This is a genomic window from Sphingomonas sp. BT-65 (assembly GCF_026107375.2).
GTDB lineage: Bacteria > Pseudomonadota > Alphaproteobacteria > Sphingomonadales > Sphingomonadaceae > Sphingomonas.
In genome coordinates this window covers 143709-165171 of the sequence record NZ_JAPCIA010000002.1, presented here as the reverse complement: position 1 = coordinate 165171, position 21463 = coordinate 143709, and the positions used below count along the sequence as shown (strand labels likewise).

At 69.4% G+C, this 21463-nt stretch carries 19 protein-coding genes; 17 read left to right on the top strand and 2 right to left on the bottom strand.

Annotated elements, in window-relative coordinates:
• Window positions 1-41: 41 nt before the first annotated feature.
• From murF to OK349_RS15245, 14 genes are all read left to right on the top strand, one after another.
• Window positions 42-1415 carry a UDP-N-acetylmuramoyl-tripeptide--D-alanyl-D-alanine ligase gene (gene murF, locus OK349_RS15310; protein ID WP_265119295.1) on the top strand — a complete coding sequence of 458 codons (1374 nt, stop codon included), beginning with the start codon at window positions 42-44 and terminating at the stop codon, window positions 1413-1415.
• Window positions 1415-2485, top strand: coding sequence for a phospho-N-acetylmuramoyl-pentapeptide-transferase (gene mraY / locus OK349_RS15305; protein ID WP_265118777.1), 1071 nt, complete (start codon window positions 1415-1417; stop codon window positions 2483-2485). Before murF ends, mraY begins: the two co-directional genes overlap by 1 nt.
• Entirely contained in the window at window positions 2482-3897 is a 1416-nt protein-coding gene (murD, locus tag OK349_RS15300; protein ID WP_265118776.1) for a UDP-N-acetylmuramoyl-L-alanine--D-glutamate ligase, read from the top strand. The genes mraY and murD overlap by 4 nt, the downstream gene beginning before the upstream one ends.
• Window positions 3894-5126 carry an FtsW/RodA/SpoVE family cell cycle protein gene (locus OK349_RS15295; protein WP_265118775.1) on the top strand — a complete coding sequence of 411 codons (1233 nt, stop codon included), beginning with the start codon at window positions 3894-3896 and terminating at the stop codon, window positions 5124-5126. The genes murD and OK349_RS15295 overlap by 4 nt, the downstream gene beginning before the upstream one ends.
• Window positions 5126-6304 carry an undecaprenyldiphospho-muramoylpentapeptide beta-N-acetylglucosaminyltransferase gene (gene murG / locus OK349_RS15290; protein WP_265118774.1) on the top strand — a complete coding sequence of 393 codons (1179 nt, stop codon included), beginning with the start codon at window positions 5126-5128 and terminating at the stop codon, window positions 6302-6304. Before OK349_RS15295 ends, murG begins: the two co-directional genes overlap by 1 nt.
• The gene (gene murC / locus OK349_RS15285) at window positions 6301-7731 is read left to right on the top strand and encodes a UDP-N-acetylmuramate--L-alanine ligase (protein WP_265118773.1); all 1431 of its coding nucleotides are present in this window, start codon (window positions 6301-6303) and stop codon (window positions 7729-7731) included. The genes murG and murC overlap by 4 nt, the downstream gene beginning before the upstream one ends.
• The gene (locus OK349_RS15280) at window positions 7728-7922 is read left to right on the top strand and encodes a hypothetical protein (protein WP_265118772.1); all 195 of its coding nucleotides are present in this window, start codon (window positions 7728-7730) and stop codon (window positions 7920-7922) included. Before murC ends, OK349_RS15280 begins: the two co-directional genes overlap by 4 nt.
• Window positions 7919-8851, top strand: coding sequence for a UDP-N-acetylmuramate dehydrogenase (gene murB, locus OK349_RS15275; RefSeq protein WP_265118771.1), 933 nt, complete (start codon window positions 7919-7921; stop codon window positions 8849-8851). Before OK349_RS15280 ends, murB begins: the two co-directional genes overlap by 4 nt.
• Entirely contained in the window at window positions 8848-9810 is a 963-nt protein-coding gene (locus OK349_RS15270) for a D-alanine--D-alanine ligase (protein ID WP_265118770.1), read from the top strand. The genes murB and OK349_RS15270 overlap by 4 nt, the downstream gene beginning before the upstream one ends.
• Window positions 9807-10700 (top strand): cell division protein FtsQ/DivIB, encoded by an 894-nt coding sequence (locus OK349_RS15265; protein WP_265118769.1) that lies wholly within the window; start codon window positions 9807-9809, stop codon window positions 10698-10700. Before OK349_RS15270 ends, OK349_RS15265 begins: the two co-directional genes overlap by 4 nt.
• Before the next feature lie 11 nt (window positions 10701-10711).
• A complete protein-coding gene (gene ftsA / locus OK349_RS15260) occupies window positions 10712-11974 on the top strand; it encodes a cell division protein FtsA (RefSeq protein WP_265118768.1) in 1263 nt (420 codons plus the stop codon).
• A gap of 114 nt (window positions 11975-12088) precedes the next feature.
• Entirely contained in the window at window positions 12089-13561 is a 1473-nt protein-coding gene (ftsZ, locus tag OK349_RS15255) for a cell division protein FtsZ (protein WP_265118767.1), read from the top strand.
• Between the two features lie 129 nt (window positions 13562-13690).
• A complete protein-coding gene (locus tag OK349_RS15250; protein WP_265118766.1) occupies window positions 13691-15676 on the top strand; it encodes a tetratricopeptide repeat protein in 1986 nt (661 codons plus the stop codon).
• Between the two features lie 49 nt (window positions 15677-15725).
• Window positions 15726-16892 (top strand): deoxyguanosinetriphosphate triphosphohydrolase, encoded by a 1167-nt coding sequence (locus OK349_RS15245; RefSeq protein ID WP_265118765.1) that lies wholly within the window; start codon window positions 15726-15728, stop codon window positions 16890-16892.
• Between the two features lie 72 nt (window positions 16893-16964).
• On the opposite strand, the gene OK349_RS15240 is transcribed toward OK349_RS15245, so the two are convergent.
• Window positions 16965-17240, bottom strand: coding sequence for a hypothetical protein (locus OK349_RS15240; protein WP_265118764.1), 276 nt, complete (start codon window positions 17238-17240; stop codon window positions 16965-16967).
• A gap of 216 nt (window positions 17241-17456) precedes the next feature.
• Between OK349_RS15240 and OK349_RS15235 the strand changes: the two genes are divergently transcribed.
• The 3 genes from OK349_RS15235 to rarD all read left to right on the top strand — a co-directional run bounded on the left by OK349_RS15235 (window position 17457) and on the right by rarD (window position 21063).
• Window positions 17457-18878: a DUF1800 domain-containing protein gene (locus OK349_RS15235; protein ID WP_265118763.1), complete on the top strand. Its 1422-nt coding sequence runs from the start codon at window positions 17457-17459 to the stop codon at window positions 18876-18878.
• Between the two features lie 4 nt (window positions 18879-18882).
• Window positions 18883-20037 (top strand): DUF1501 domain-containing protein, encoded by a 1155-nt coding sequence (locus tag OK349_RS15230; protein ID WP_265118762.1) that lies wholly within the window; start codon window positions 18883-18885, stop codon window positions 20035-20037.
• Window positions 20038-20124: 87 nt separating this feature from the next.
• Complete coding sequence (gene rarD / locus OK349_RS15225; protein WP_265118761.1) at window positions 20125-21063, top strand: EamA family transporter RarD; 939 nt, start codon at window positions 20125-20127, stop codon at window positions 21061-21063.
• Here the strand turns inward: rarD and OK349_RS15220 are convergent.
• Window positions 21060-21422, bottom strand: coding sequence for a PAS domain-containing protein (locus tag OK349_RS15220; protein WP_265118760.1), 363 nt, complete (start codon window positions 21420-21422; stop codon window positions 21060-21062). The genes rarD and OK349_RS15220 overlap by 4 nt on opposite strands.
• Between the last annotated feature and the right edge of the window lie 41 nt (window positions 21423-21463).

Here is a 21463-nt window from a genome sequence, read left to right as displayed (position 1 = left end):
TCAGCCCGCGCCCCAACGCCTCCCTCGAGAGGGAGGGGCTATTGCCGCTATGGACCTCGGCCGAGGTAGCCGCTGCAACCGGCGGCACCGCATCGGCCGAGTTCGTCGTCGACGCCGTCGCGTTCGACAGCCGCGAGGTGGGTCCGGGCGCGCTGTTCTTCGCGCTGACCGGCGAGAGCACCGACGGACACAAATTCCTGGATCAGGCCTTCGCGAGCGGGGCCGCGGGTGCGGTCGTTTCCTCCCAGACGCCGCACCCGCACGTCTTCGTCGGCGACACGATGGTCGCGCTCAAGAATCTGGCGCGCGCCAGCCGCAAGCGCATGGGCGGCACCGTGATCGGCGTCACCGGATCGGTCGGCAAGACCGGGACCAAGGAGGCGTTGTTCGAATGCCTCGACCGCATGGCGCCGGGCTTCGCGCACCGTTCGGTCAAGAGCTACAACAACCATACCGGTGTGCCGTTGAGCCTTGCCCGCATGCCGCGCGCGGCGAGGTTCGGCGTGTTCGAGATGGGCATGAACCATGCCGGCGAGCTGCTCGCGCTCACCCACATGGTCCGCCCGCACATCGCGCTGGTGACCACGATCGCGCCGGCGCACACCGAGTTCTTCGCGAGCGAGGAGGCGATCGCCGACGCCAAGGGCGAGATCTTCCAGGGCCTCGAGCCCGGCGGCACCGCGATCGTGCCGTTCGACAGCCCGCATCGCGACCGGTTGATCGCCGCGGCGCAGCCGCATGCGGGGCGGATCGTGACGTTCGGGCTCGGCGAAGGCGCGGACGTGCGCGCGGTCGAGGTGGTGCCGGGGCAGGCCGGGGGCACCTATGTCACCGCGCAGATCGGGCCGGACCGGATGCTCGGCTTCACGCTGTCGCAGCCGGGCGAGCATTGGATCGCCAATGCGATGGCGGTGCTGGCGGCGGTGGACGCGGCGGGCGGCGACCTTGAGCAGGCCGGGCTCGCGCTCGCCGAGATGGGCGGGCTCGCGGGCCGCGGCGCGCGCTTCCAGACCCCCGTCGCAGACGGCGAAGCGCTGGTGATCGACGAGAGCTACAACGCCAACCCGGCGTCGATGCGCGCGACCCTCGCGGTGCTTGCCGAAACGCGCGCGGCGCGGCGCGTGGCGGTGCTGGGCGAGATGCGCGAGCTGGGCGACCAGTCCGAGGCCTTCCACGCCGATCTGTCCGGGCCGATCCTCGCTGCGGGCGTCGAAGCGTTGCTCCTTGTCGGCGAAGGGATGGCGCCGCTCGCCCGCGCGCTTGAGGGGCGCATCGAATTGGTCCATGTGCCCGACGCCGCCGCCGCGCGCGAGCGCATCGATCAGATGCTCCGCCCCGGCGATGCGGTCCTCATCAAGGGTTCGAACGGAGTCGGGCTGGCGCGGGTCGTCGCGGCGCTGGCGGGAAGGTCATAATGCTTTACGAGATCGCCGAATGGCTGGGCTTCCCGGGCCTCCTCAATCTGATCCGTTACCTCTCGTTCCGCATGGGCGCGGCGGTGGCGACGGCGTTGCTGATCGGCCTGATCATCGGCCCGCGCTTCATCGGCTGGCTGCGCGTGCGCCAGGGCAAGGGACAGCCGATCCGCAGCGACGGCCCGCAGACCCATCTCGCCAAGCGCGGCACGCCGACCATGGGCGGCCTCATGATCCTGACCAGCCTGTCGCTGGCGGTGCTGCTGTGGATGGACCTCAGCAACCCCTATGTCTGGGCGTGCCTGTTCGTGACGCTCGGCTTCGGGATGATCGGGTTCCTCGACGACTATGACAAGGTGAGGAAGGCGAGCACCGCGGGCGTCTCGGGCCGGATGCGGCTGCTCGGCGAGTTCGTCATCGCGGGCGCCGCCGCCTGGGTGATCACCCAGCAGAACGGCACCGTGCTCTACGTGCCCTTCTTCAGCCAGTTCAGCGTCGATCTCGGCTATTTCTACGTCGCCTTCGCCGCCTTCACGATCGTGGCGTTCGGCAATGCGGTGAACCTGACCGACGGGCTCGACGGCCTGGCGACGATGCCGGTGATCATCGCCAGCATGGCGTTCCTGCTGATCGTCTATCTCGCCGGCAACGCGATCTACGCCAATTATCTCGGCATCCCGCACGTGCCGGGCGCGGGCGACCTCGCCATCTTCTGCGGCGCGATCATGGGGGCCGGGCTCGCCTTCCTGTGGTTCAACGCGCCGCCCGCGGCGGTGTTCATGGGCGACACCGGCAGCCTCGCACTGGGCGGCGCGCTCGGCACGATCGCGGTGGTCGCGCATCACGAGCTGGTGCTGGGGATCATCGGCGGCCTGTTCGTGGTCGAGGCGCTGAGCGTCATCATCCAGGTGTTCGTCTACAAGCGCACCGGCAAGCGCGTGTTCAAGATGGCGCCGATCCACCACCATTTTGAACAGCTCGGCTGGAGCGAGCCGACCGTCGTGATCCGCTTCTGGATCATCGCTTTCGTGCTCGCGCTCGCGGGCCTGTCGACGCTGAAGCTCAGGTGATCGTCAGCGGCTCCTGGCGCGGCAAACGCTATGCGGTGCTGGGGCTGGCGCGCTCGGGGCTGGCGACGGTGCGCGCGCTGGTGGCGAGCGGCGCCCAGGTGACGGCATGGGATTCGAACGAGGCGGCGCGTGGTTCAGTCCTCCCCCAGCTTGCTGGGGGAGGGGGACCATCGCGAAGCGATGGTGGAGGGGCGGCCGTCGAAGACGGCGGGCTGCGCCCGCCGCCCCTCCACCAGCCTTCGGCTGGTCCCCCTCCCCCGGTAGGGGAGGAATTGGTCCTTGCCGATCCCGTCGAGATCGACCTCACCGGCTTTGCAGGCGTCGTCGTCTCCCCCGGCGTACCGATCAACCGCCATCCGATCGCGGCCAAGGCGCGCGACGCGGGCGTGCCGCTGATCGGCGATATCGAGCTGTTCGCGCAGGCGCGCGCCGAACTGCCGCCGCACAAGGTGGTCGGCATCACCGGCACCAACGGCAAGTCGACCACCACCGCACTGATCCACCATATCCTCGAGACCGCGGGCATCCCCGCGCGGCTCGGCGGCAATATCGGGCTGCCGATCCTCGATCAGGCGCCGCTGCCGGAGGGCGGGGTCTATGTGCTCGAGCTGTCGAGCTACCAGATCGACCTGACCCAGAGCCTCGACTGCGACGTCGCGATCCTGCTCAACATCACCCCCGACCATCTCGACCGCTATGACGGGTTCGAAGGCTATGCCGCGTCCAAGGCGCGGCTGTTTGCGATGCAGTCGAAGGGCCATGCCGCGATCATCGGCATCGGCGACGAGGCCTCGCAGGACGTCGCGAAACAAGTCGCGCGTTCGGGCCGCGCCGAAGACCTGACCAGGATCGCGCCGGGCGTGTGCATGGACCAGTCGCGCTGGCCCGCGCTGCAGGGGCCGCACAACGCGCAGAACGCGCTCGCCGCGATCGCCGCGTGCGAGGCGCTGGGCGTGGATCAGCCGAGCATCGACCGCGGCCTTGCAAGTTTCCCGGGCCTGCCGCACCGCATGGAGCGCGTGGCGACCCGCAATGGCGTGCTCTACGTCAACGACAGCAAGGCGACCAACCCGACCTCGACCGCGCCGGCGCTGGCGGCGTTCGACCGCATCCACTGGATCCTCGGCGGGCAGGCCAAGACCGGCGATCTCGACGCGTGCCGCCCGGGCTTCGGCCATGTCGCACGCGCCTACACGATCGGCGACGCGACCGGGATGTTCGCCGACCTGCTCAAGGACGAATTCCCGGTCGAGCGCAGCTTCACGCTCGACGCCGCGGTCAAGTCGGCGGCGGCGCAGGCGCGGGCGGGGGAGACGGTGCTGCTGTCGCCGGCCTGCGCCTCGTTCGACCAGTTCAGGGATTATGAGGACCGCGGCGCACAGTTCCGCGCGGCGGTAGGGGCACTGCAATGACGGATGTGAGGCGGAACCTGCCCGCCGTGCGCAAGCGAGGGTGGCGCGGCAAGGTCGAGGACAAGCTCAGCCGCGGGAGCAATTCGAGCTTCGGCCTGTGGTTCTGGGAGATCGACCGCATCCTGCTGCTGCTCGCGGTGCTGCTGATCGGCATCGGGCTGGTCGCGGTCGCCGCGGCCTCGCCCGCCTCGGCGGTGCGCTATTCGGACGGCAGCACGCAGTTCGCGTCGATGCACTATTTCTGGCGGCAGGCCTTGTGGGTCGGCGTGTCGGTGCCGGTGCTGCTGGTCGTGTCGATGCTGCCGGTCAACCTTGCGCGGCGGATGGCGATTATCGGCACCGCGCTGTGCCTGGTGCTGGTCGCGGCCGCCGCCTTCTTCGGCGCGGAAGTGAACGGCGCGCGGCGCTGGATCGGCTTCGGCTTCGCCTCGGTCCAGCCGTCGGAGTTCCTGAAGCCCTTCTTCATCGTCACCACCGCCTGGTTCCTGTCGATGCGCGCCAAGGACCCCGACCTGCCCGTGATCCCGCTCACCGGCGTGCTGACCGCGTTGGTCGCCGCGCTGCTGATGAAACAGCCCGATTTCGGCCAGACGATGGTGTTCGGCGCGGTATGGATCGTGCTGCTGATGCTCGCGGGCATTTCGACCCGGGCGATCGGCATGCTGGGGGGCGCGGCGGTGGCGGGGGTGATCGCGGCCTATCTGTTCTACGATACCGCGCGCACCCGCATCGACAGCTTCCTGTTCCCCGATCCCGAAAAGGCGGCGGCCGAGCATTACCAGACCGACATGGCGCATGCCGTGCTCACCGCGGGCGGCGCGACCGGCACCGGGCCGGGCGGCGGATCGGTCAAGTTCAAGCTGCCCGAGGCGCATACCGACTATATCTTCTCCGTGGTCGGCGAGGAGTTCGGGCTGATCGCGTGCATCGGCATCGCAATCCTTTATCTCGCGATCATCCTGCGCGTGCTGATCAAGCTGCTCGACGAGGAAGATAACTTCCGCATGCTCGCGGCGGCGGGGCTGGCGGCCCAATTCGGGATTCAGGCGCTGATCAACATGGCGGTGAATACCGGACTCGCCCCCTCCAAGGGCATGACCTTGCCGTTCATTTCCTATGGCGGATCGTCGATGGTCGCGCTGTCGATCGGGATGGGACTATTGCTCGCCTTCACGCGGCGGAACCCGTATCTCAAACGCTCGCCTTACACGGTTCGAGGGAGCGGTTGATGAGTTCGGGACGGCGCTATGTATTGGCGGCTGGCGGCACTGGCGGGCACATGGTCCCGGCGGCGGCGCTGGCCGCCGAGCTGATGCGGCGCGGGCACAAGGTCGCGCTGGTCAGCGACGAGCGGGGGGTGCGCTTCCCCGACCTGTTCGACGGGATCGAGACCCGCGTCGTGCCTGCTTCACGCTTCGCCGGAGGGCCGATTGGCTGGCTGCGCGCCGCCAACGCGATGCGCAAGGGGCGGGCGCAGGCGCGGGCGCTTTATCGTGAGTTCCGTCCGTCCGCGGTGATCGCGTTCGGCGGCTATGCCTCGCTTCCGGCGCTGATGGCGGCGTTCTCGGCCAAGGTGCCCGCGGTGATTCACGAGCAGAACGCCGTGCTTGGCCGCGTCAACCGGCTGGTCGCGGGCAAGGTCGCGGCGATCGCGACGAGCTATGCGGATGTCGACCGCCTCAAGCCGAAATATGAGGACCGCACCCATCTGGTCGGCAATCCGGTGCGCCAGGCGGTGCTCGACCTGCGCATGAAGCCCTATCCCGCGCTCGACGAGGACGGCATCTTCCGCGTGCTGGTGACCGGCGGAAGCCAGGGCGCCTCGATCCTGTCGCAGGTGGTACCCGACGGGCTCGCTTTGCTCCCCGTCCATTTCCGCCGCCGGCTGCAGGTCACGCACCAGGCGCGCGTCGAGGATATCGACGAGGTGCGCCGCAAATATGCCGAGCACGCCATCCCCGCCGAGATCGCGACCTATCTGCCCGACCTGCCCGAGCGGCTCGCCTGGTCGCATCTGGTGATCGCGCGCGCGGGCGCCTCGACCATCGCCGAGCTGACCGCGGCGGGGCGCCCCGCGATCCTCGTCCCGCTGCCCTCCGCCACCGACGACCACCAGACCGCTAATGCGCGCGAGATCAGCGAGGCGGGCGGCGCGCGGGCCATCCCGCAGCGTTCCTTCACCGCGCAGGAGCTGGCCAAGCAGATGCAGAAGCTGGGGCTCGATCCCGCCGCGCTCGCCAACGCCGCGGCCTGCGCGCGCAGCGTCGGCCGGCCCGATGCCGCGCGCGACCTCGCCGACCTGGTCGAGTCGATCGACGCCGACTGGGCCTCGGCCGGGATGGGGCGCGCCGAGCCGGTCCAGGTTACGCAGAGCGACGGCGCGGCCTATGCGAAGGTGCGGGCATGAAGGGCGTCGCCAAGGATATCGGCACCATCCATTTCGTCGGCATCGGCGGGATCGGCATGTCCGGCATCGCCGAGGTGATGCACAATCTGGGCTACAAGGTGCAGGGCAGCGACAGCGCCGAGGGCTATGTCGTCGAGGGGCTGCGCAAGCGCGGCATCCCGATCGCGATCGGCCAGGCCGCCGACAATCTCGGCGACGCCGCGGTGGTCGTCACCTCGACCGCGATCAAGCGCGACAATCCCGAGGTCCAGGCTGCTTATGCCCGCCGCATCCCCGTGGTGCGCCGCGCCGAGATGCTGGCCGAGCTGATGCGCCTCAAGTCTACCGTCGCGGTGGCCGGGACTCACGGCAAGACCACGACGACCAGCATGATCGCCGCGCTGCTCGACGCGGGCGGAGTCGACCCCACCGTGATCAACGGCGGCATCATCAACCAGTACGGCTCCAACGCGCGGCTCGGCGACAGCGAGTGGATGGTGGTCGAGGCCGACGAGAGCGACGGCAGCTTCCTGCGATTGGACGGCACGATCGCGGTCGTCACCAACATCGATCCCGAGCATCTCGACCATTATGGCAGCTTTGAGCGCGCGAAAGACGCCTATGTCGAGTTCGTCGAGAACGTCCCTTTCTACGGCGCCGCCTTGCTCTGTCTCGACCATCCCGAGGTGCAGGCGATCATCCCGCGTGTGCGCGACCGGCGCATCGTGACCTATGGCTTCGCCGCCAGCGCCGATGTGCGCGGGGTCAATGTCCAGCCCTATCCGGGCGGCAACAAGTTCGAGACGATCATCCGCTCGCGCGACGGCACCACGCGCTCGATCGAGGGGATCGACCTGCCAATGCCCGGCCGCCACAATGTCCAGAACGCGCTCGCCGCGATCGGCGTGGCGCTGGAGATGGGCATCGACGACGCCACCATCCAGAACGGCTTCGCCAAGTTCGGCGGGGTCAAGCGCCGCTTCACCAAGGTCGGTGAGATCGCGTTTGCGGGTAAGAAACCCGCGATCGTGATCGACGACTATGGCCACCACCCGGTCGAGATTCGTGCGGTGCTGGCGGCGGCGCGCGAGAGCGCCGAGGGGCGGGTGATCGCGGTGGTGCAGCCGCACCGCTATTCGCGGCTCGGCAATCTGATGGACGACTTCGCCCAGGCGTTCAACGACGCCGACATGGTGCTGGTGACCCCGGTCTATGCCGCGGGCGAGGCGCCGGTCGAGGGGGTGAGCGGCGAGGCCCTGATCGCGCGGATTTCGGAGCGCGGGCATCGTTCGGCCGGGAGCATCGCCGACGCTGGCGCGTTGAGCGAGGCGATAGCGGGGATCGCGCAGCCGGGCGACCTGATCGTGTGCCTCGGCGCGGGCGACATCACCAAATGGGCCGCCGGCCTTGCCGATGCGGTCAATGCGAAACGGAGCGTTGCGGCATGAGCGACTGGTTCACTCTCGCCACCGACATGCAGCGCGAGATCATCCGCGCGCAGAAGGCGCATCTCGACGCGGCGCAGAAGCTGCTCGATGCGGGCGAGCAGGTGAACGACCTCCAGCAGGCCGGGCAGAAGGCAGCCGAGGCAAACCTCAAATACTGGAAGCAATGGGCGAAACTGTGGGGGATGAAGTGAGCGTAGCGCTGCTCCCCAAGGTTCGTGGAAAACTCACCGCCGGCGCGCCGCTGGCGCCGCTCGTGTGGTTCAAGAGCGGCGGCAACGCGCAGTGGCTGTTCGAGCCGGCGGATGTGGACGACCTCACCGATTTCCTGGCGGGCCTCGATCCCGAGGTGCCGGTGATGGCGCTCGGCCTCGGCTCCAACCTGATCGTGCGCGACGGCGGCGTGCCGGGCGTGGTGGTGCGGCTGGGCAAGCCCTTCGCCAAGGTCGAGCGGGTCGATGCGACGACATTGAAGTGCGGCGGCGGGGCGAGCGGCATCCTCGTCTCCTCGACCGCGCGCGACGCGGGGATCACCGGCGTCGAGTTCCTGCGCTCGATCCCCGGCACGGTCGGCGGCTTCGTGCGGATGAACGGCGGCGCCTATGGTCGCGAGACCGCCGAGGTGCTGGTCGAGTGTGAGGTGGTGCTGCGCTCGGGCAAGCGGCAGACGCTGGCGGTCGACGCGCTCGGCTATACCTATCGCCATTCCGACCTGCCCGAGGGCGCGGTGGTGGTCAACGCCACGTTCCGCGGCGAGCCGGGCGATCCCGCGACAATCCAGGCCGAGATGGATCGCATCGCCGCCGCGCGCGAGGAATCGCAGCCGCTGCGCAGCAAGACCGGCGGCTCGACCTTCAAGAACCCGCCCGGCGACAAGGCATGGCGGCTGGTCGACGCGGCGGGCTGCCGCGGCCTGCGCAAGGGCGGCGCGCAGGTGAGCGAGAAACACACCAACTTCCTGCTCAACACAGGCGACGCGACCAGCGCGGATATCGAGGGACTGGGCGAGGAAGTGCGGGCCAAGGTCAAGGCAGCGTCGGGCGTCGAGCTGGAGTGGGAAATCCAGCGTGTCGGCGTGTTCGCCGGCGACGTCGACCAAGACTTCGTGGGAGTGCGTAAGTGAGCGTATCGGTGAACCCCCTCCATATCGCGGTCCTGATGGGTGGCTGGTCGGCCGAACGCCCCGTGTCGCTGATGTCGGGCACCGGCATCGCCGAGGCGCTGGAGTCGCTCGGCCACAAGGTCACGCGGATCGACATGGGCCGCGACGTCGCGGCGAAGCTTGCCGCCGCCAACCCCGATCTCGTGTTCAACGCGCTGCACGGCACCCCGGGCGAGGACGGCACGGTGCAGGGCATGCTCGACCTGATGGGCCTGCGCTACACGCATTCGGGCATGGTCACCTCGGTCATCGCGATCGACAAGCAGCTCACCAAGCAGACGCTGGTGCCGCAGGGCATCCCGATGCCGGGCGGGCGCATCGTGCGCACCGAGGAGCTGTACCGCCACGATCCGATGCCGCGGCCTTATGTGCTGAAACCCGTCAACGAGGGCTCGTCGGTCGGCGTCGCGATCGTCACGGCGGAGGGCAATTACGGCAACCCGATCTCGCCGCAGGCGAAAGGCCCGTGGCAGGAATTCGACGAGCTGCTCGCCGAGCCCTTCATCCGCGGCCGCGAGCTGACCACGGCGGTGCTCGGTGACCAGGCGCTGATGGTGACCGAATTGAAGCCCAAGAGTGGCTTCTACGACTTCGACGCCAAGTACACCGATGGCCTGACCGAGCATGTCTGCCCCGCCGAGATCCCCGACGAAATCACCGAGGCCTGCAAGCGCCTCGCGCTCGACGCGCATCGCCTGCTCGGCTGCAAGGGCGCGTCGCGCTCGGACTTCCGCTGGGACGACCATCTCGGGGTCGAGGGGCTGTTCCTGCTCGAGGTCAACACCCAGCCGGGCATGACCCCGCTCAGCCTGGTGCCCGAACAGGCCAAGCATCTCGGTATGAGCTATGCGCAACTGGTGCAGGCGATCGTCGACGAGGCGATGGCCGGCGCGCCGGCGCGCGAGGAGGCGACGGCATGAGCCGCAAGCCGAGCCCGGCCCGGCGTCCGACGGTCAAGCCCAAGCGGCGCGCCCAGAACAAGAAGAAGCAGGCCAACGTCCTCGACCTCGCGGTCGCGGCGCTGCCGATCAGCGACGCGACGCTGCACAAGATCACCGTGTGGGGGATCACCGGCATTGCCGCCGCCTCGGTGCTGGGCGTCGCGACCCTGTTCGGCGTGCCCGGGATCGTCGGCACCGCGGTGGCCGAGGGCATCGGCCGCGCGGGTTTCCGCGTCGAGCAGGTCGATGTGCAGGGCATCAAGCGCGCGGACGCCGCGACCGTCTACGCCTATACGCTCGACCAGAAATCGCAGGCGATGCCGCTGGTCGATCTCGATGAGGTGCGCGGCAAGCTGATGACGATCGGCTGGGTCGCCGACGCGCGCGTCTCGCGGCGGATGCCCGATACGCTGGTCGTCCGCATCGTCGAGCGCAAGGCGGCGGCGGTGTGGCAGCATCAGGGACAGCTGATGCTGATCGACAGCGAGGGCGTGCTGCTGGAACCCGTGTCGGCCGAGGCGATGCCCGACCTGCCGCTGGTGATCGGCGACGGCGCCTATGCCCAGCAGCCGGCCTATCAGAAATTGCTCGACGCCGCGCCGGCGCTCAAGCCTTTGGTCAAGGCGGCGACCTGGATCGGCAACCGGCGCTGGGACCTGACCTTCAACACCGGCGAGCGGCTCGCGCTGCCCGAGGGCGAGGAAGCGGCGGGCAAGGCGCTGACCAAGTTCGCCGAGATGGACGGCGCCGACCGGCTGCTCGGCCGGGGGTATCTCAAGTTCGACATGCGTGATCCGACGCGGCTGGTGGTGCGCATGCCGAGGCAGGTGGTGAGCAAACCGATCGAAACCGCGAGCGTGAGTGAGTAGGGGTAGGTAAGATGGCAAAGACGGTGCCCGAGGGACTGATCACCGCGCTCGACATCGGCTCGTCCAAGGTGTCGGCGCTGATCGCGCAGAAGGGGGACGGCGGCGAGCTGGTGGTGCTCGGCACCGGCCAGCGCGAAAGCCGCGGCGTGCAGCGCGGTTATGTCGCCGACATGCACGCGACCGAGATCGCGGTGCGCGAGGCGGTCGAGCAGGCCGAGCGGATCGCGGGCACCAACATCGAGGATGTGTGGGTGAGCTTCTCGGCGGGCGGGCTGATCTCCGACATCCTGCGGCTCGAGGTCGACCTGGGCGGCCATCGCGTCGAGCAGGCCGACATCGACGAGCTGCTCAAGGCCGGGCGGGAGTCGATCAATCCGGGCGGGCGGATGGTGCTCCACGCGCAGCCGACGCGCTACACGCTCGACGGGCTCGCTGGGGTCAAGCAGCCCAAGGGCCTGCATGCCGAGCGGCTGGGCGTCGACATCCATGTCGTCTCGACCGAGGGCGCGCCGGTGCGCAACCTCGATTTGTGCGTCCGTTCGGCGCATCTCGAGGTCAGGTCGATCATCGCCGCGCCGGTCGCGACGGGTCTCTCGTGCCTCAGCGAGGAGGAGCGCGAGCTCGGCGTCGCTTTGGTCGAGATCGGCGCGGGCGTGACCAACGTCTCGGTCTACAAGGATGGCGTGCTCACCGGCCTGTCGTCGATCCCGTCGGGCTCGGCCGACATTACCGACGACATCGCCAGCGCGTTCGGCACGCGCCGCGGCCAGGCCGAGCGGATGAAGTGCTTCTACGGCAGCGCCAACATGACGCCGCGCGACAATCACGACATGATCGACGTCGCCCCGATCGCCACCGACGAGGAGACCGCCGAGGGTGGACGCATCACCCGCGCGCAGCTGATCGCGGTGATCCGCCAGCGGCTCGACCGGCTGATGGTCGAGATCGGCAAGGAACTGGCCAGGCTCAACTTCGAGGATCCGGTGGGGCGCCAGATTGTGCTGACCGGGGGCGGCGCGGAATTGAAGGGCATCGCCGATTATGCACAGCAGGCGCTGGGACGTTCGGTCCGGGTCGGGCGGCCGCGCGGGCTTTCGGCACTACCCGAAGCGCATAGCGGCCCGGCATTCGCGACGCTGGCGGGGCTCGCCACGTTCGCGGCGGCCGATCCGGTCGACCTGCGCGCGCTCGAAGCGCCGCATCAACTCGTTACGCGTGCGACTCCAAAGGCGATGTTCCAACGGATGATTGCCGCATTCCGGGCCAATTACTGAATAAATGTTGTTGATGACTGGTGAATTACGCTGGCACCGCTCACCGGCATCGTGCAGAAACGGGGATTAAGCAGACGCCGCTCGTGGGGCGCGGGGTCTGAGGAGATTGGATAAATGAGCATCGACTTCCTCCCGCCCGACCTGGACGAGCTGACGCCGCGCATCACCGTGATCGGCGTCGGCGGCGCCGGCGGCAACGCCATCGCCAACATGATCAAGGCCGAGGTGCAGGGGGTCGAGTTCCTCGTCGCGAACACCGATGCGCAGGCGCTCAAGCAGTCGAGCGCGAGCCATCGCATCCAGCTCGGCGCGAAGATCACCCAGGGCCTCGGCGCCGGTTCGCGGCCCGAGATCGGCCGCGCCGCGGCTGAGGAGACGATCGAGCAGGTGCAGGAAGCGCTCAACGGCGCGCATATGTGCTTCATCGCAGCGGGCATGGGCGGCGGCACCGGCACCGGCGCCGCACCGGTCATCGCCAAGGCCGCGCGCGACATGGGCATCCTCACCGTCGGCGTCGTCACCAAGCCCTTCGCGTTCGAGGGCAAGAAGCGCGCCCAGTCGGCCGAAGCCGGCATCGAGGAGCTGCAGAAGTTCGTCGACACGCTGATCGTCATTCCCAACCAGAACCTCTTCCTAGTCGCCAACGCGAACACGACCTTCAAGGAAGCGTTCCAGATGGCGGACGAGGTGCTGCAGCAAGGCGTGCGCGGCATCACCGACCTGATGGTCATGCCCGGCCTGATCAACCTCGACTTCGCCGACGTCCGTTCGGTGATGAGCGAGATGGGCAAGGCGATGATGGGCACTGGCGAGGCATCGGGCGACAGCCGCGCGATCGAGGCGGCGCAGCAGGCGATCGCCAATCCGCTGCTCGACGGCGTGTCGCTCAACGGCGCCAAGGGCGTGATCGTCTCGATCACCGGCGGCGACGATATGCGCCTGCTCGAGGTCGACGAGGCGGCGAACCATATCCGCGAGCTGGTCGACGACGACGCCAACATCATCTGGGGCTCGGCGTTCAACCCCGATCTCGAGGGCAAGATCCGCGTCTCGGTCGTCGCGACCGGGATTGAGGCGGATGCGGCGAACGCCGCCGTCCCGGCGGGCGCTCCGGCCGAGACGCGCAGTTTCTCCTTCGGTTCGACGCGCCGTCCGCTCGCCCCCCCGGTCGAGCCGGCGCCGGCATTTGCCGAACCCGTCGCCGAAGAAATCGCGCCCGAGCCGGTCATCGAGCCCGGTTTCTCGGCCGCCGAGACCACGTCGGCCGACGACGAACTGACGCTCGAGGCGCCGCTCCCCGCCGGGGAGCCCGTCGCCGAAGCACCGGCGGATGACGAGCTGGTGCTGGGGTCGGACTCGGTCGTGCCCGAGGCGCCGGCCGACGATCTGCCGCCCGAGCCGACGATCCGCCGCCGCTGGCTGACCGGCGGCGACGAGGAGCCGGCGCCCGTGGCCGAAGAGCCCAAGCCGCGCACCGGCGGCACGCTGTTCGAGCGGATGGCGGCGGCGCGCAACGCGCCCAAGGACGAGGGCGACAAGGATCCGCTCGACATCCCGCGCTTCCTCAACCGCCAGAACAACCAGTAAGCTCGCGGCCCGCATGGTCCTCGTGCGGGTCCCGGCCGCACCCTGTCGCTGCGTTGACCCGCTTCGGCGAGGAGGGTGCCGTGCGACAGGGTAGGTTCAGGTGCGCGCGGTTGTAGCGGCTCCAGTCGCATGAACTCGAATTTCCGTCCCCGCCTGGGCGCCGCCATGCTCGCGCTCGCCGTCTCCGTCGCATTGCCTGCCGCCGCGCAGGAAGTGGTCCAGCCGGCCACGCCCAATGCCGACCGGCTCGCGGAGGAGATGCGCACGCTCGCGCGCGATCCGCGCAACCTGCGTGCGCTGGTCTCCGCGGGCGAGTTCAGTGCGCGGCTCAACGACCCGGCGGCGGCCGCCAGCTTCTTCGCGCGGGCGCAGGCGATCGACCCCACCAATCCGCGCGTCCTGGCGGGGCAGGCGATGGTGATGGTGCGGATGGAGCGTCCGGGGGAGGCGCTGCGGCTGTTCGGCGAGGCCGAACGGCGTGGGCTGTCGATGGAGGATTACGCGTCGGATCGTGGCCTCGCCTATGACCTGATCGGCGCCCAGCCCCAGGCGCTGCGCGAGCACCGCGTGGCGTTGCGCCGCAATCCCGACGACGAGACGCGGCGTCGTCTGGCGCTCTCGCTCGGCATCGGCGGCAATGCCGGCGAGGCGATGGTGGTGCTCGATCCGCTGCTCCGCCGCAGCGACCGCGCGGCGTGGCGCGCGCGCGCGTTCATCCTGGCGATGAACGGCGACGCGGCGGGCGCGGACAAGATCGCGGCGAGCATGATGGGCGGGGTCGGCACGGCGCTGGCGCCCTTCTTCCGGCGGTTGCCGACGCTCAACGCCGCTGACAAGGCATTCGCGGTGCATTTCGGGGAACTGCGCAAGACGCCGGCGCGGATCGCCGACGCGCAGCTCGCACCGCCCCTGCCGCGGGTCGCGGGGGAGACTGGCGTCGCGCTGGCATCGGCCGAGCTGCCACGGCGCGTCGTGCCTGCTCCCGTCGAAACTCGCCGCGGACCCACGTTGACCAACCAAGCCGGACGCAGCGCCGTGGAACGCCGACGCGAGCGCGAGCAACGCGAGGAACTGGCGCGCAGGGCGGCGGCGGAGACCGAGGCGCGCCGTGTCGCCGAGGCGCGCACGGCGCAGGAGCGCGAGACGCAGCGCTTGGCAGAGCTCAAGACGCAGCAGGAACGCGAGGCGCTGGCGGCGCGGCAGCGCGAGGCGGAACAACAGGCCGCGCGCGACGCCGAGGCACGGCGCGTCGCGGAAGCGCTGGCGCGCGAGCGTGCCGCTGCCGAGCAGGCCGCACGAGATGTCGAGGCGCAGCGCTTGGCCGCGGCATCACAGCCCTCCGCGACCGAGCCGCCGGCCGCTGCGCCTGCGGGAATCGCGCCGGTCGAGACACAGGTCACGCAGGCGGCAGCGACGCCCCTGCCTGCGCCTGGCTTCGGGACGACTTCCACTTCGGAATCCCCGCCCGCGCAAGCCGCGCAGGCGACGCCCCCCGCGCCACGCATCGGCGGCGAGGACAATGTCATCGCGCGCATCATCGCGGGGGTAACGATTCCGGCGTCCGAGCTCGGCGTCGAACCGATGCCGAACCGCCGTCCGCCCGAGCCGGCGCCGGTCGCGCAGCCTCCCGCCGCTGCATCGCCGCCCGTCGAAATCGCGCGCGCCGAACCGTCCAAGCTCCGCCCCGAACCCGCCAAGCCGAAACCGGAGACCGCCAAGCCCGAAGCGGCGAAGGCAGGCGCGCGCGGAAAGGCCGTCGATCCCAAGGCGGCGGATCCCAAGGCCAAAGCGGCAGCGACGAAAACCGCCGCCAAGGCCAAGCCCGATCCGGCCAAGACCGAGCCTGCGCGTCAATGGGTGCAGGTCGCGGGCGGCGCGAACGTGCGTGACTTGCCCAAGGCGTGGCAGGGCCTCGTCGCCAAGGCGCCCGCCGAGCTCAAGGGCAGGCAGGCCTGGACCACGCCGCTGCGCTTCACCAACCGGCTGCTGGTGGGGCCATTCAAGACGCCGGGCGAGGCGCAGACCTTCGTCAATGCGATCGGCAAGAAGGGGATTTCCGCGTTCGCCTGGACCAGCGAGGCGGGACAGAAGATCGAGAAACTTAGCGTCAAATGATCTATCGCGCGGCGATGGCGATTCGCATCCCAGCATCCGGCGGAGTCAGATGAGGGCGCTCGCGCCCTATGCCAGCGATCCCGCCGAGAGCCGCGGCCGCCTTCACGAAGAACAAAACAGCACCACCCGCGGCCCGCGCGACGCGTTCCAGCGCGACCGCGACCGCATCATCCATTCGATCAGCTTCCGCCGCCTGCGCCACAAGACCCAGGTGTTCATGGCGCCCGACGGCGACCATTTCCGCGTCCGGCTCACCCACAGCCTCGAAGTCGCGCAGATCGGCCGTACCGTTGCGCGCACGCTCGGGCTGAACGAGGACCTGACCGAGGCCTTGTGCCTGGCGCACGATATCGGCCACCCGCCCTTCGGCCATGCCGGCGAGGACGCGCTCAAGGCCGCGCTCGCCGGGCAGGGCGGGTTCGACCATAACGGCCATACGCTGCGCGCGCTGATGACGATCGAACGTCCCTATCCCGGCTGGGACGGGCTCAATTTGAGCTGGGAGACGCTGGAGGGGCTGGCCAAGCACAATGGCCCGGTGCGCCATCCCGGCTGGGCGCTGGCCGCAGCAGATGCGGCGTTTCCGCTCGAGCTCGACCGGCACAGCTCGCTCGAGGCGCAGGTCGCGGCGATCGCCGACGACATCGCCTATGACAATCACGATATCGACGACGGGCTGCGCGCCGGGCTGCTGACGCTCGATCAATTGCTCGCGGTGCCGCTGGTCGCGCGCGGCTGGGACGCGGTGCGCGCGCGCTTCCCGGATGCGGACGCCAAAAGGCTGATGCGCGAGCTGGTCCGGGCGCAGATCGGGGTGATGGTCAACGACCTGATCGAGGAGACGCAGCGGCGGCTGGCCGAAGCGGGCGTCGAACGCGCGGCGGACGTGCGCGCTGCCGGCCGGGCGCTGGCGGGCTTCTCTGACGCGATGCGCGAGGAAGAGCGCGCGCTAAAGCGCTTCATGTACGCCAATCTCTACCACCATCCGCGTCAGCTCGCGGCGGCGGATGCGGCGCAGGGGATCGTGGCCGGGCTGTTCGCGGCCTATTCGGCGGACCCGGCGCTGATGCCCGAGGGCTGGGGCGACTGCCTGCCCGCCGAGGAGCCGTGGCGCAGCCGCCACATCGCTGACTTCATCGCCGGCATGACCGACCGCTACGCGATCACGCGGTATCGCGAAGCGGTCGGCCATATCGATCTGCCCGAAGGGTTTTAGGGACAATCCCGGCTATTCCTCCCCCTCCGGGGGAGGAATGGAAGCGTTGCTCGTACCCGACCGGCTGCGCGCTCAGCGCTGCGCCGTCTCGATCTTCTGGACGAGCGGCTTGGCGATGCGGAACGACACCGGGGTGCCGTCGACATGGCCGGTCACGCGCTTGCCGCGCACGGTCAGCTCATAGGCCGAGCCCTTCGGCAGGGCCTTGCCCGAGATCACGGTGCTCTCGCCGCGCTGCTCGCTGGTATAGACATAGGTGACGCCGTCACGGGTGAAGCTGCGCTCGCCGGCATAGGCGGCGACCGGAAGGCTCAGAAGGACAGCGGCGCTGATGAAGGTCTTGATCACGATCTTTCTCCCTGTTGGTGAGCCAGATCGACATCCCCTTATGTTCTGCGGCCGAGTATATGCTGCGATGCAGCAATGACCAACCGCGAAGGATGCATGTGCGATTGCGTCCCGCGCAGCCGTTAAACCGTGCCGTTCCGTCGACGAAGCGCGCCGCCGGGCAAAGATTTGCGACAAAGCGGGCGTAGCTTCGTTGTCGAACAGAGGGACCGCATCATGTCTGAAGCCAGCATCGCCTTGAACCGCTTCGGCCTCGGCGCGCGTGCGGGCGAGGCGGAAGGCGGCGCGTCGAAACAGGCGCTGCTCCGCCAGTTCGAACGGTTCGCGGCGCTGCCCGCGCCGATCGCGGCTTATCCGCGCACCGGCGCGCTCGCTGCCGAATTCGCCGCGGATTACGCGAATGTGCAGATGATCGGGCGCGAAGGACGGCGCCAGGGCATTAAGGCTGAGGTGGCGACCGAGGAAGCGCGGAAGGCGGCGCGGCAAAAGGGCCGCGAATATTACAACCAGGCCGTCGGCATACGCGCGCAGGCCGCGGTGTTCAGCGAAACGCCGTTCGTCGAGCGGCTGGTGCATTTCTGGGCGAACCATTTCGCGGTTTCGGCCGACAAGCAGCAGATGATCGGCCTGGCCGGCGCGTTCGAGTTCGACGCGATCCGCCCGCACGTGCTCGGCAAGTTCGGCGACATGCTGCACGCGGTCGAACGGCATCCGGCGATGCTGCTCTATCTCGACCAGGCGCAGTCGGTGGGGCCGAACAGCCAGGCGGGCCAGCTTGCCGCGCAGCGCCAGGAGAAGCGGCGCGTCGGCCTCAACGAGAATCTGGCGCGCGAGATCCTCGAGCTGCACACGCTTGGCGTGCGCACCGGCTACAGCCAGGCCGACGTCACCGAATTCGCGCGCGCGATGACCGGCTGGACGGTTCCCGGGCTCGGCCGCGGCCAGGGCGCGCGGCTCGTGCGTGGGGCGGGCGAGGCGGGCGAGTTCGTCTTCGCGCCGCGTATCCACGAGCCGGGCGCGCGCACGATCATGGGCAAGAGCTATGACCAGCAGGGGCGGGCGCAGGCCGCCGCGGTGCTCGACGATCTCGCCGCGCATCCGGCGACCGCGAAGCATCTCGCGACCAAGCTCGCGCGCCATTTCGCGGGCGACGATCCGCCCGCGGCGCTGACCGGCAGGCTCGAAGCCGCTTATCTCAAGTCGGGCGGCGACCTGCCGACCGTCTATCGCGCGCTGGTCGAGGCGCCCGAGGTGTGGACGCCGCAGCCGGTCAAGTTCAAGACGCCATGGGAATGGTCGATCTCGGCAATGCGCGCGCTCGGCACGCAGGACATCCCGGCGCAGGCCGTGCTCGGGCTGATGAACCAGCTCGGCCAGCCCGTGTGGCGGCCCGGCTCGCCCGCCGGTTATGACGATATCGCGCCGAGCTGGGCCGGTCCCGACGCGGTGATGCGCCGGGTCGAGGCGGCCGAGCGCTTCGCCGCGCGTACTCGCGAGACGATCGACCCGCGCACCCGTGCGGCCGAGCTCTTCCCCGGCGCGCTCAGCGCGGCCACCACCCAGGCGATCGCCCGTGCCGAAAGCCCCGCCCAGGGCGTCGCGCTGATGCTCGTCTCGCCCGAATTCATGCGGAGATAGTCCGATGCTGAACCGCCGTAATTTCGTTGTCACCGGCGCCGCGGGCGCACTCTCGCTGGGCTTCGCGCCGCGGCTCGCCTTTGCGAAGGCGGCGACCGACAAGCGCTTCGTGTTCATCATCCAGCGCGGCGCGGCCGACGGCCTCGGCACGCTGGCCCCGGTCGGCGACCCCGCCTTCGCCGCCCAGCGTGGCGCGCTCGCGGAGGAATTTGCGCAGGGGATCAAGCTCGACTCGATGTTCGCGCTGCACCCCAATCTCAAGAATGTCGCGCAGCTCTACGCGTCGAAAGAGGCGCTGTTCTTCCACGCCGTCGCCTCGCCGTATCGCGACCGTTCGCATTTCGATGCGCAGAACGTGCTCGAGACCGGGGGCACCTCGGCCTATCAGCTCAAGGACGGCTGGCTCAACCGCCTGCTCGCGGTGCTGCCCGACGAGGAGCGCAAGGCGATCGCGGTCGCCGCGACGATCCCGATGGCGATGCGCGGCAAGGTCGAGGTGACGTCCTACGCTCCCTCGGTCCTACCCGACGCGTCGGACGATCTGCTCGCGCGGGTGACCACCCTCTATGCCGAGGATCCGCAGCTCCACGCGCTCTGGCAGCAGGCGACCGCGACGCGCACGCTGACCAGCGATCTCGGTGCCAATGGCGGGCGCAACGCCGCGGCGACCGGCGCGCTCGCCGCCAAGCTGCTTACCGCCGGCAACGGCGCGCGGATCGCGATGATCGAGACGGGCGGCTGGGATACGCATGCCGGCCAGCGCGGGCGGCTTGGCAACCAGCTCAACGGGCTCGACCAGATGATCGCTTCGCTCAAGACCGGGCTCGGTCCGCTGTGGAGCAAGACGATGGTGCTGGTCGCGACCGAGTTCGGCCGCACGGTCAAGGTCAACGGCACCGGCGGCACCGATCACGGCACCGCATCGGTCGCCTGGCTGCTCGGCGGCGCGGTCAAGGGCGGGCGCGTCGCGGCCGACTGGCCGGGCCTCGCCGATGCGGCACTCTATGAGGCGCGCGACCTCAAGCCCACCACCAGCCTCGATACGGTCATCGGCAGCGCGGTCGCCTCGCACTTCGCGATCGATCCGCAGCGCGCGATGCCGGCGCTGTTCCCGGATCAGAAGAGCGCCAAGGTTATCGACGGTCTCATCCGCGCCTGACCGTAAGGTTTCAGTCGCAACCATTGCTTGGTGACGCGATAGGCACGATGCCTTGGCGCAGCGCAGCATCGTGCCTACTTGCCGGGCATGGCCCGCGCCGATCCCCTGCCAGCCCCCGAGCGCCTCGACCGCACCGGCCTGCTCCAGGGGCTGGGCGCCTATGGCATCTGGGGCCTGCTGCCGCTGTTCTTCTGGCTGCTCGACAGAGTCGATGCGGGCGAAGTGGTGGCGATGCGCGTGCTGTGGTCGGTCGCGCTGCTCGGCGCCCTGATCCTGGTGCTGCGCCGCGGCCCGGCGCTCGTCGCGGCGCTGCGCAGCCGGCGCGCGATGGGCTTCCTCGCGATGAGCGCGGCGCTGATCTCGGTCAACTGGCTGGTCTATGTCTGGGCGGTCCAGCACCATCATGTGATGGAGGCCAGCCTCGGCTATTTCCTCAACCCGCTGGTCAACGTGCTGATCGGCGTCGTGCTGCTGCGCGAGCGGCTGGGCGTGGCGCAGATCATTGCGGTGGCGCTCGCCGGACTTGGCGTCGCGGTGCTCGCGGCGGGCGCAGGGCAGGGCATCTGGATCAGCCTGACGCTCGCCTTCACCTTCGGTTTCTACGGCCTGGTGCGCAAGATCGCGCCGGTCGAGTCCCTTGAGGGCCTGGCGATCGAGACCGCGATCCTCGCGCCGATCGCCGCGGGCTATCTGTTCTGGCTGTCGAGCCATGCCGGGCTCGGCTTCGGCCAGACGCCGCTATGGACCACCGCGCTCACCGTGTCGGGCATCGTCACCGCGACCCCGCTGCTGCTGTTCGCCGCCGCCGCACGCCGGCTGCCCTATTCGACGCTCGGCCTGCTCCAGTATCTCGCGCCGACGATGCAGTTCGTGCTCGCCATCACCTTCTTCGGCGAGACGATGACGATGGCGCACGCGATCTGCTTCGCGCTGATCTGGACCGGGCTTGCGGTCTATGCGGTCGGCGGGATTATCGCGGCGCGGCGCGGCCGGGCTGCCGTGGCGGCAGTCGTTCCGGCCCGTTAGAGCCGTTCGAGCGGCGGCGCCTCCGCGTCCGCGGGCGTGAACACCGCCACCGCGCCGACCACGCGGTTGCGGCTGTCGTGCACCACCAGCAGGCGGACCTCGATGCGCAGGACCGTGCCATCCCGGTGCAGCGCGGGGATGTCGTACGACAGGTGATCGATCACCCCGTCGGCGGCTGCCATCGCCGCATTGAAGCCGGCCCAGTGCCGATCGCGATAGTCGGGCGGGATCACCAGATCCATCCGGCGTCCGATCGCCTCCTCGGCGTGATGGCCCAGCAGCCGCTCGGCGGCAGCGTTCCAGATGCGGATCACCCCGTCAGGGCCCGCGAAGATGAGCGCAGCGTCGGCTCCGGTCATGCCGCCTCTCCTTGAGCGTGCGGGCTCAACTTAGCTTTGTT

Bases quoted from the DNA above. Each gene is read 5' to 3' on its own strand.
- mraY (WP_265118777.1), top strand. From the start codon at position 1,415: ATGCTTTACGAGATCGCCGAATGGCTGGGCTTCCCGGGCCTCCTCAAT.
- OK349_RS15295 (WP_265118775.1), top strand. From the start codon at position 3,894: ATGACGGATGTGAGGCGGAACCTGCCCGCCGTGCGCAAGCGAGGGTGG.
- murG (WP_265118774.1), top strand. From the start codon at position 5,126: ATGAGTTCGGGACGGCGCTATGTATTGGCGGCTGGCGGCACTGGCGGG.
- murC (WP_265118773.1), top strand. From the start codon at position 6,301: ATGAAGGGCGTCGCCAAGGATATCGGCACCATCCATTTCGTCGGCATC.
- OK349_RS15280 (WP_265118772.1), top strand. From the start codon at position 7,728: ATGAGCGACTGGTTCACTCTCGCCACCGACATGCAGCGCGAGATCATC.
- OK349_RS15265 (WP_265118769.1), top strand. From the start codon at position 9,807: ATGAGCCGCAAGCCGAGCCCGGCCCGGCGTCCGACGGTCAAGCCCAAG.
- ftsA (WP_265118768.1), top strand. From the start codon at position 10,712: ATGGCAAAGACGGTGCCCGAGGGACTGATCACCGCGCTCGACATCGGC.
- ftsZ (WP_265118767.1), top strand. From the start codon at position 12,089: ATGAGCATCGACTTCCTCCCGCCCGACCTGGACGAGCTGACGCCGCGC.
- OK349_RS15250 (WP_265118766.1), top strand. From the start codon at position 13,691: ATGAACTCGAATTTCCGTCCCCGCCTGGGCGCCGCCATGCTCGCGCTC.
- OK349_RS15245 (WP_265118765.1), top strand. From the start codon at position 15,726: ATGAGGGCGCTCGCGCCCTATGCCAGCGATCCCGCCGAGAGCCGCGGC.
- OK349_RS15235 (WP_265118763.1), top strand. From the start codon at position 17,457: ATGTCTGAAGCCAGCATCGCCTTGAACCGCTTCGGCCTCGGCGCGCGT.
- OK349_RS15230 (WP_265118762.1), top strand. From the start codon at position 18,883: ATGCTGAACCGCCGTAATTTCGTTGTCACCGGCGCCGCGGGCGCACTC.
- rarD (WP_265118761.1), top strand. From the start codon at position 20,125: ATGGCCCGCGCCGATCCCCTGCCAGCCCCCGAGCGCCTCGACCGCACC.
- OK349_RS15220 (WP_265118760.1), bottom strand. From the start codon at position 21,422: ATGACCGGAGCCGACGCTGCGCTCATCTTCGCGGGCCCTGACGGGGTG.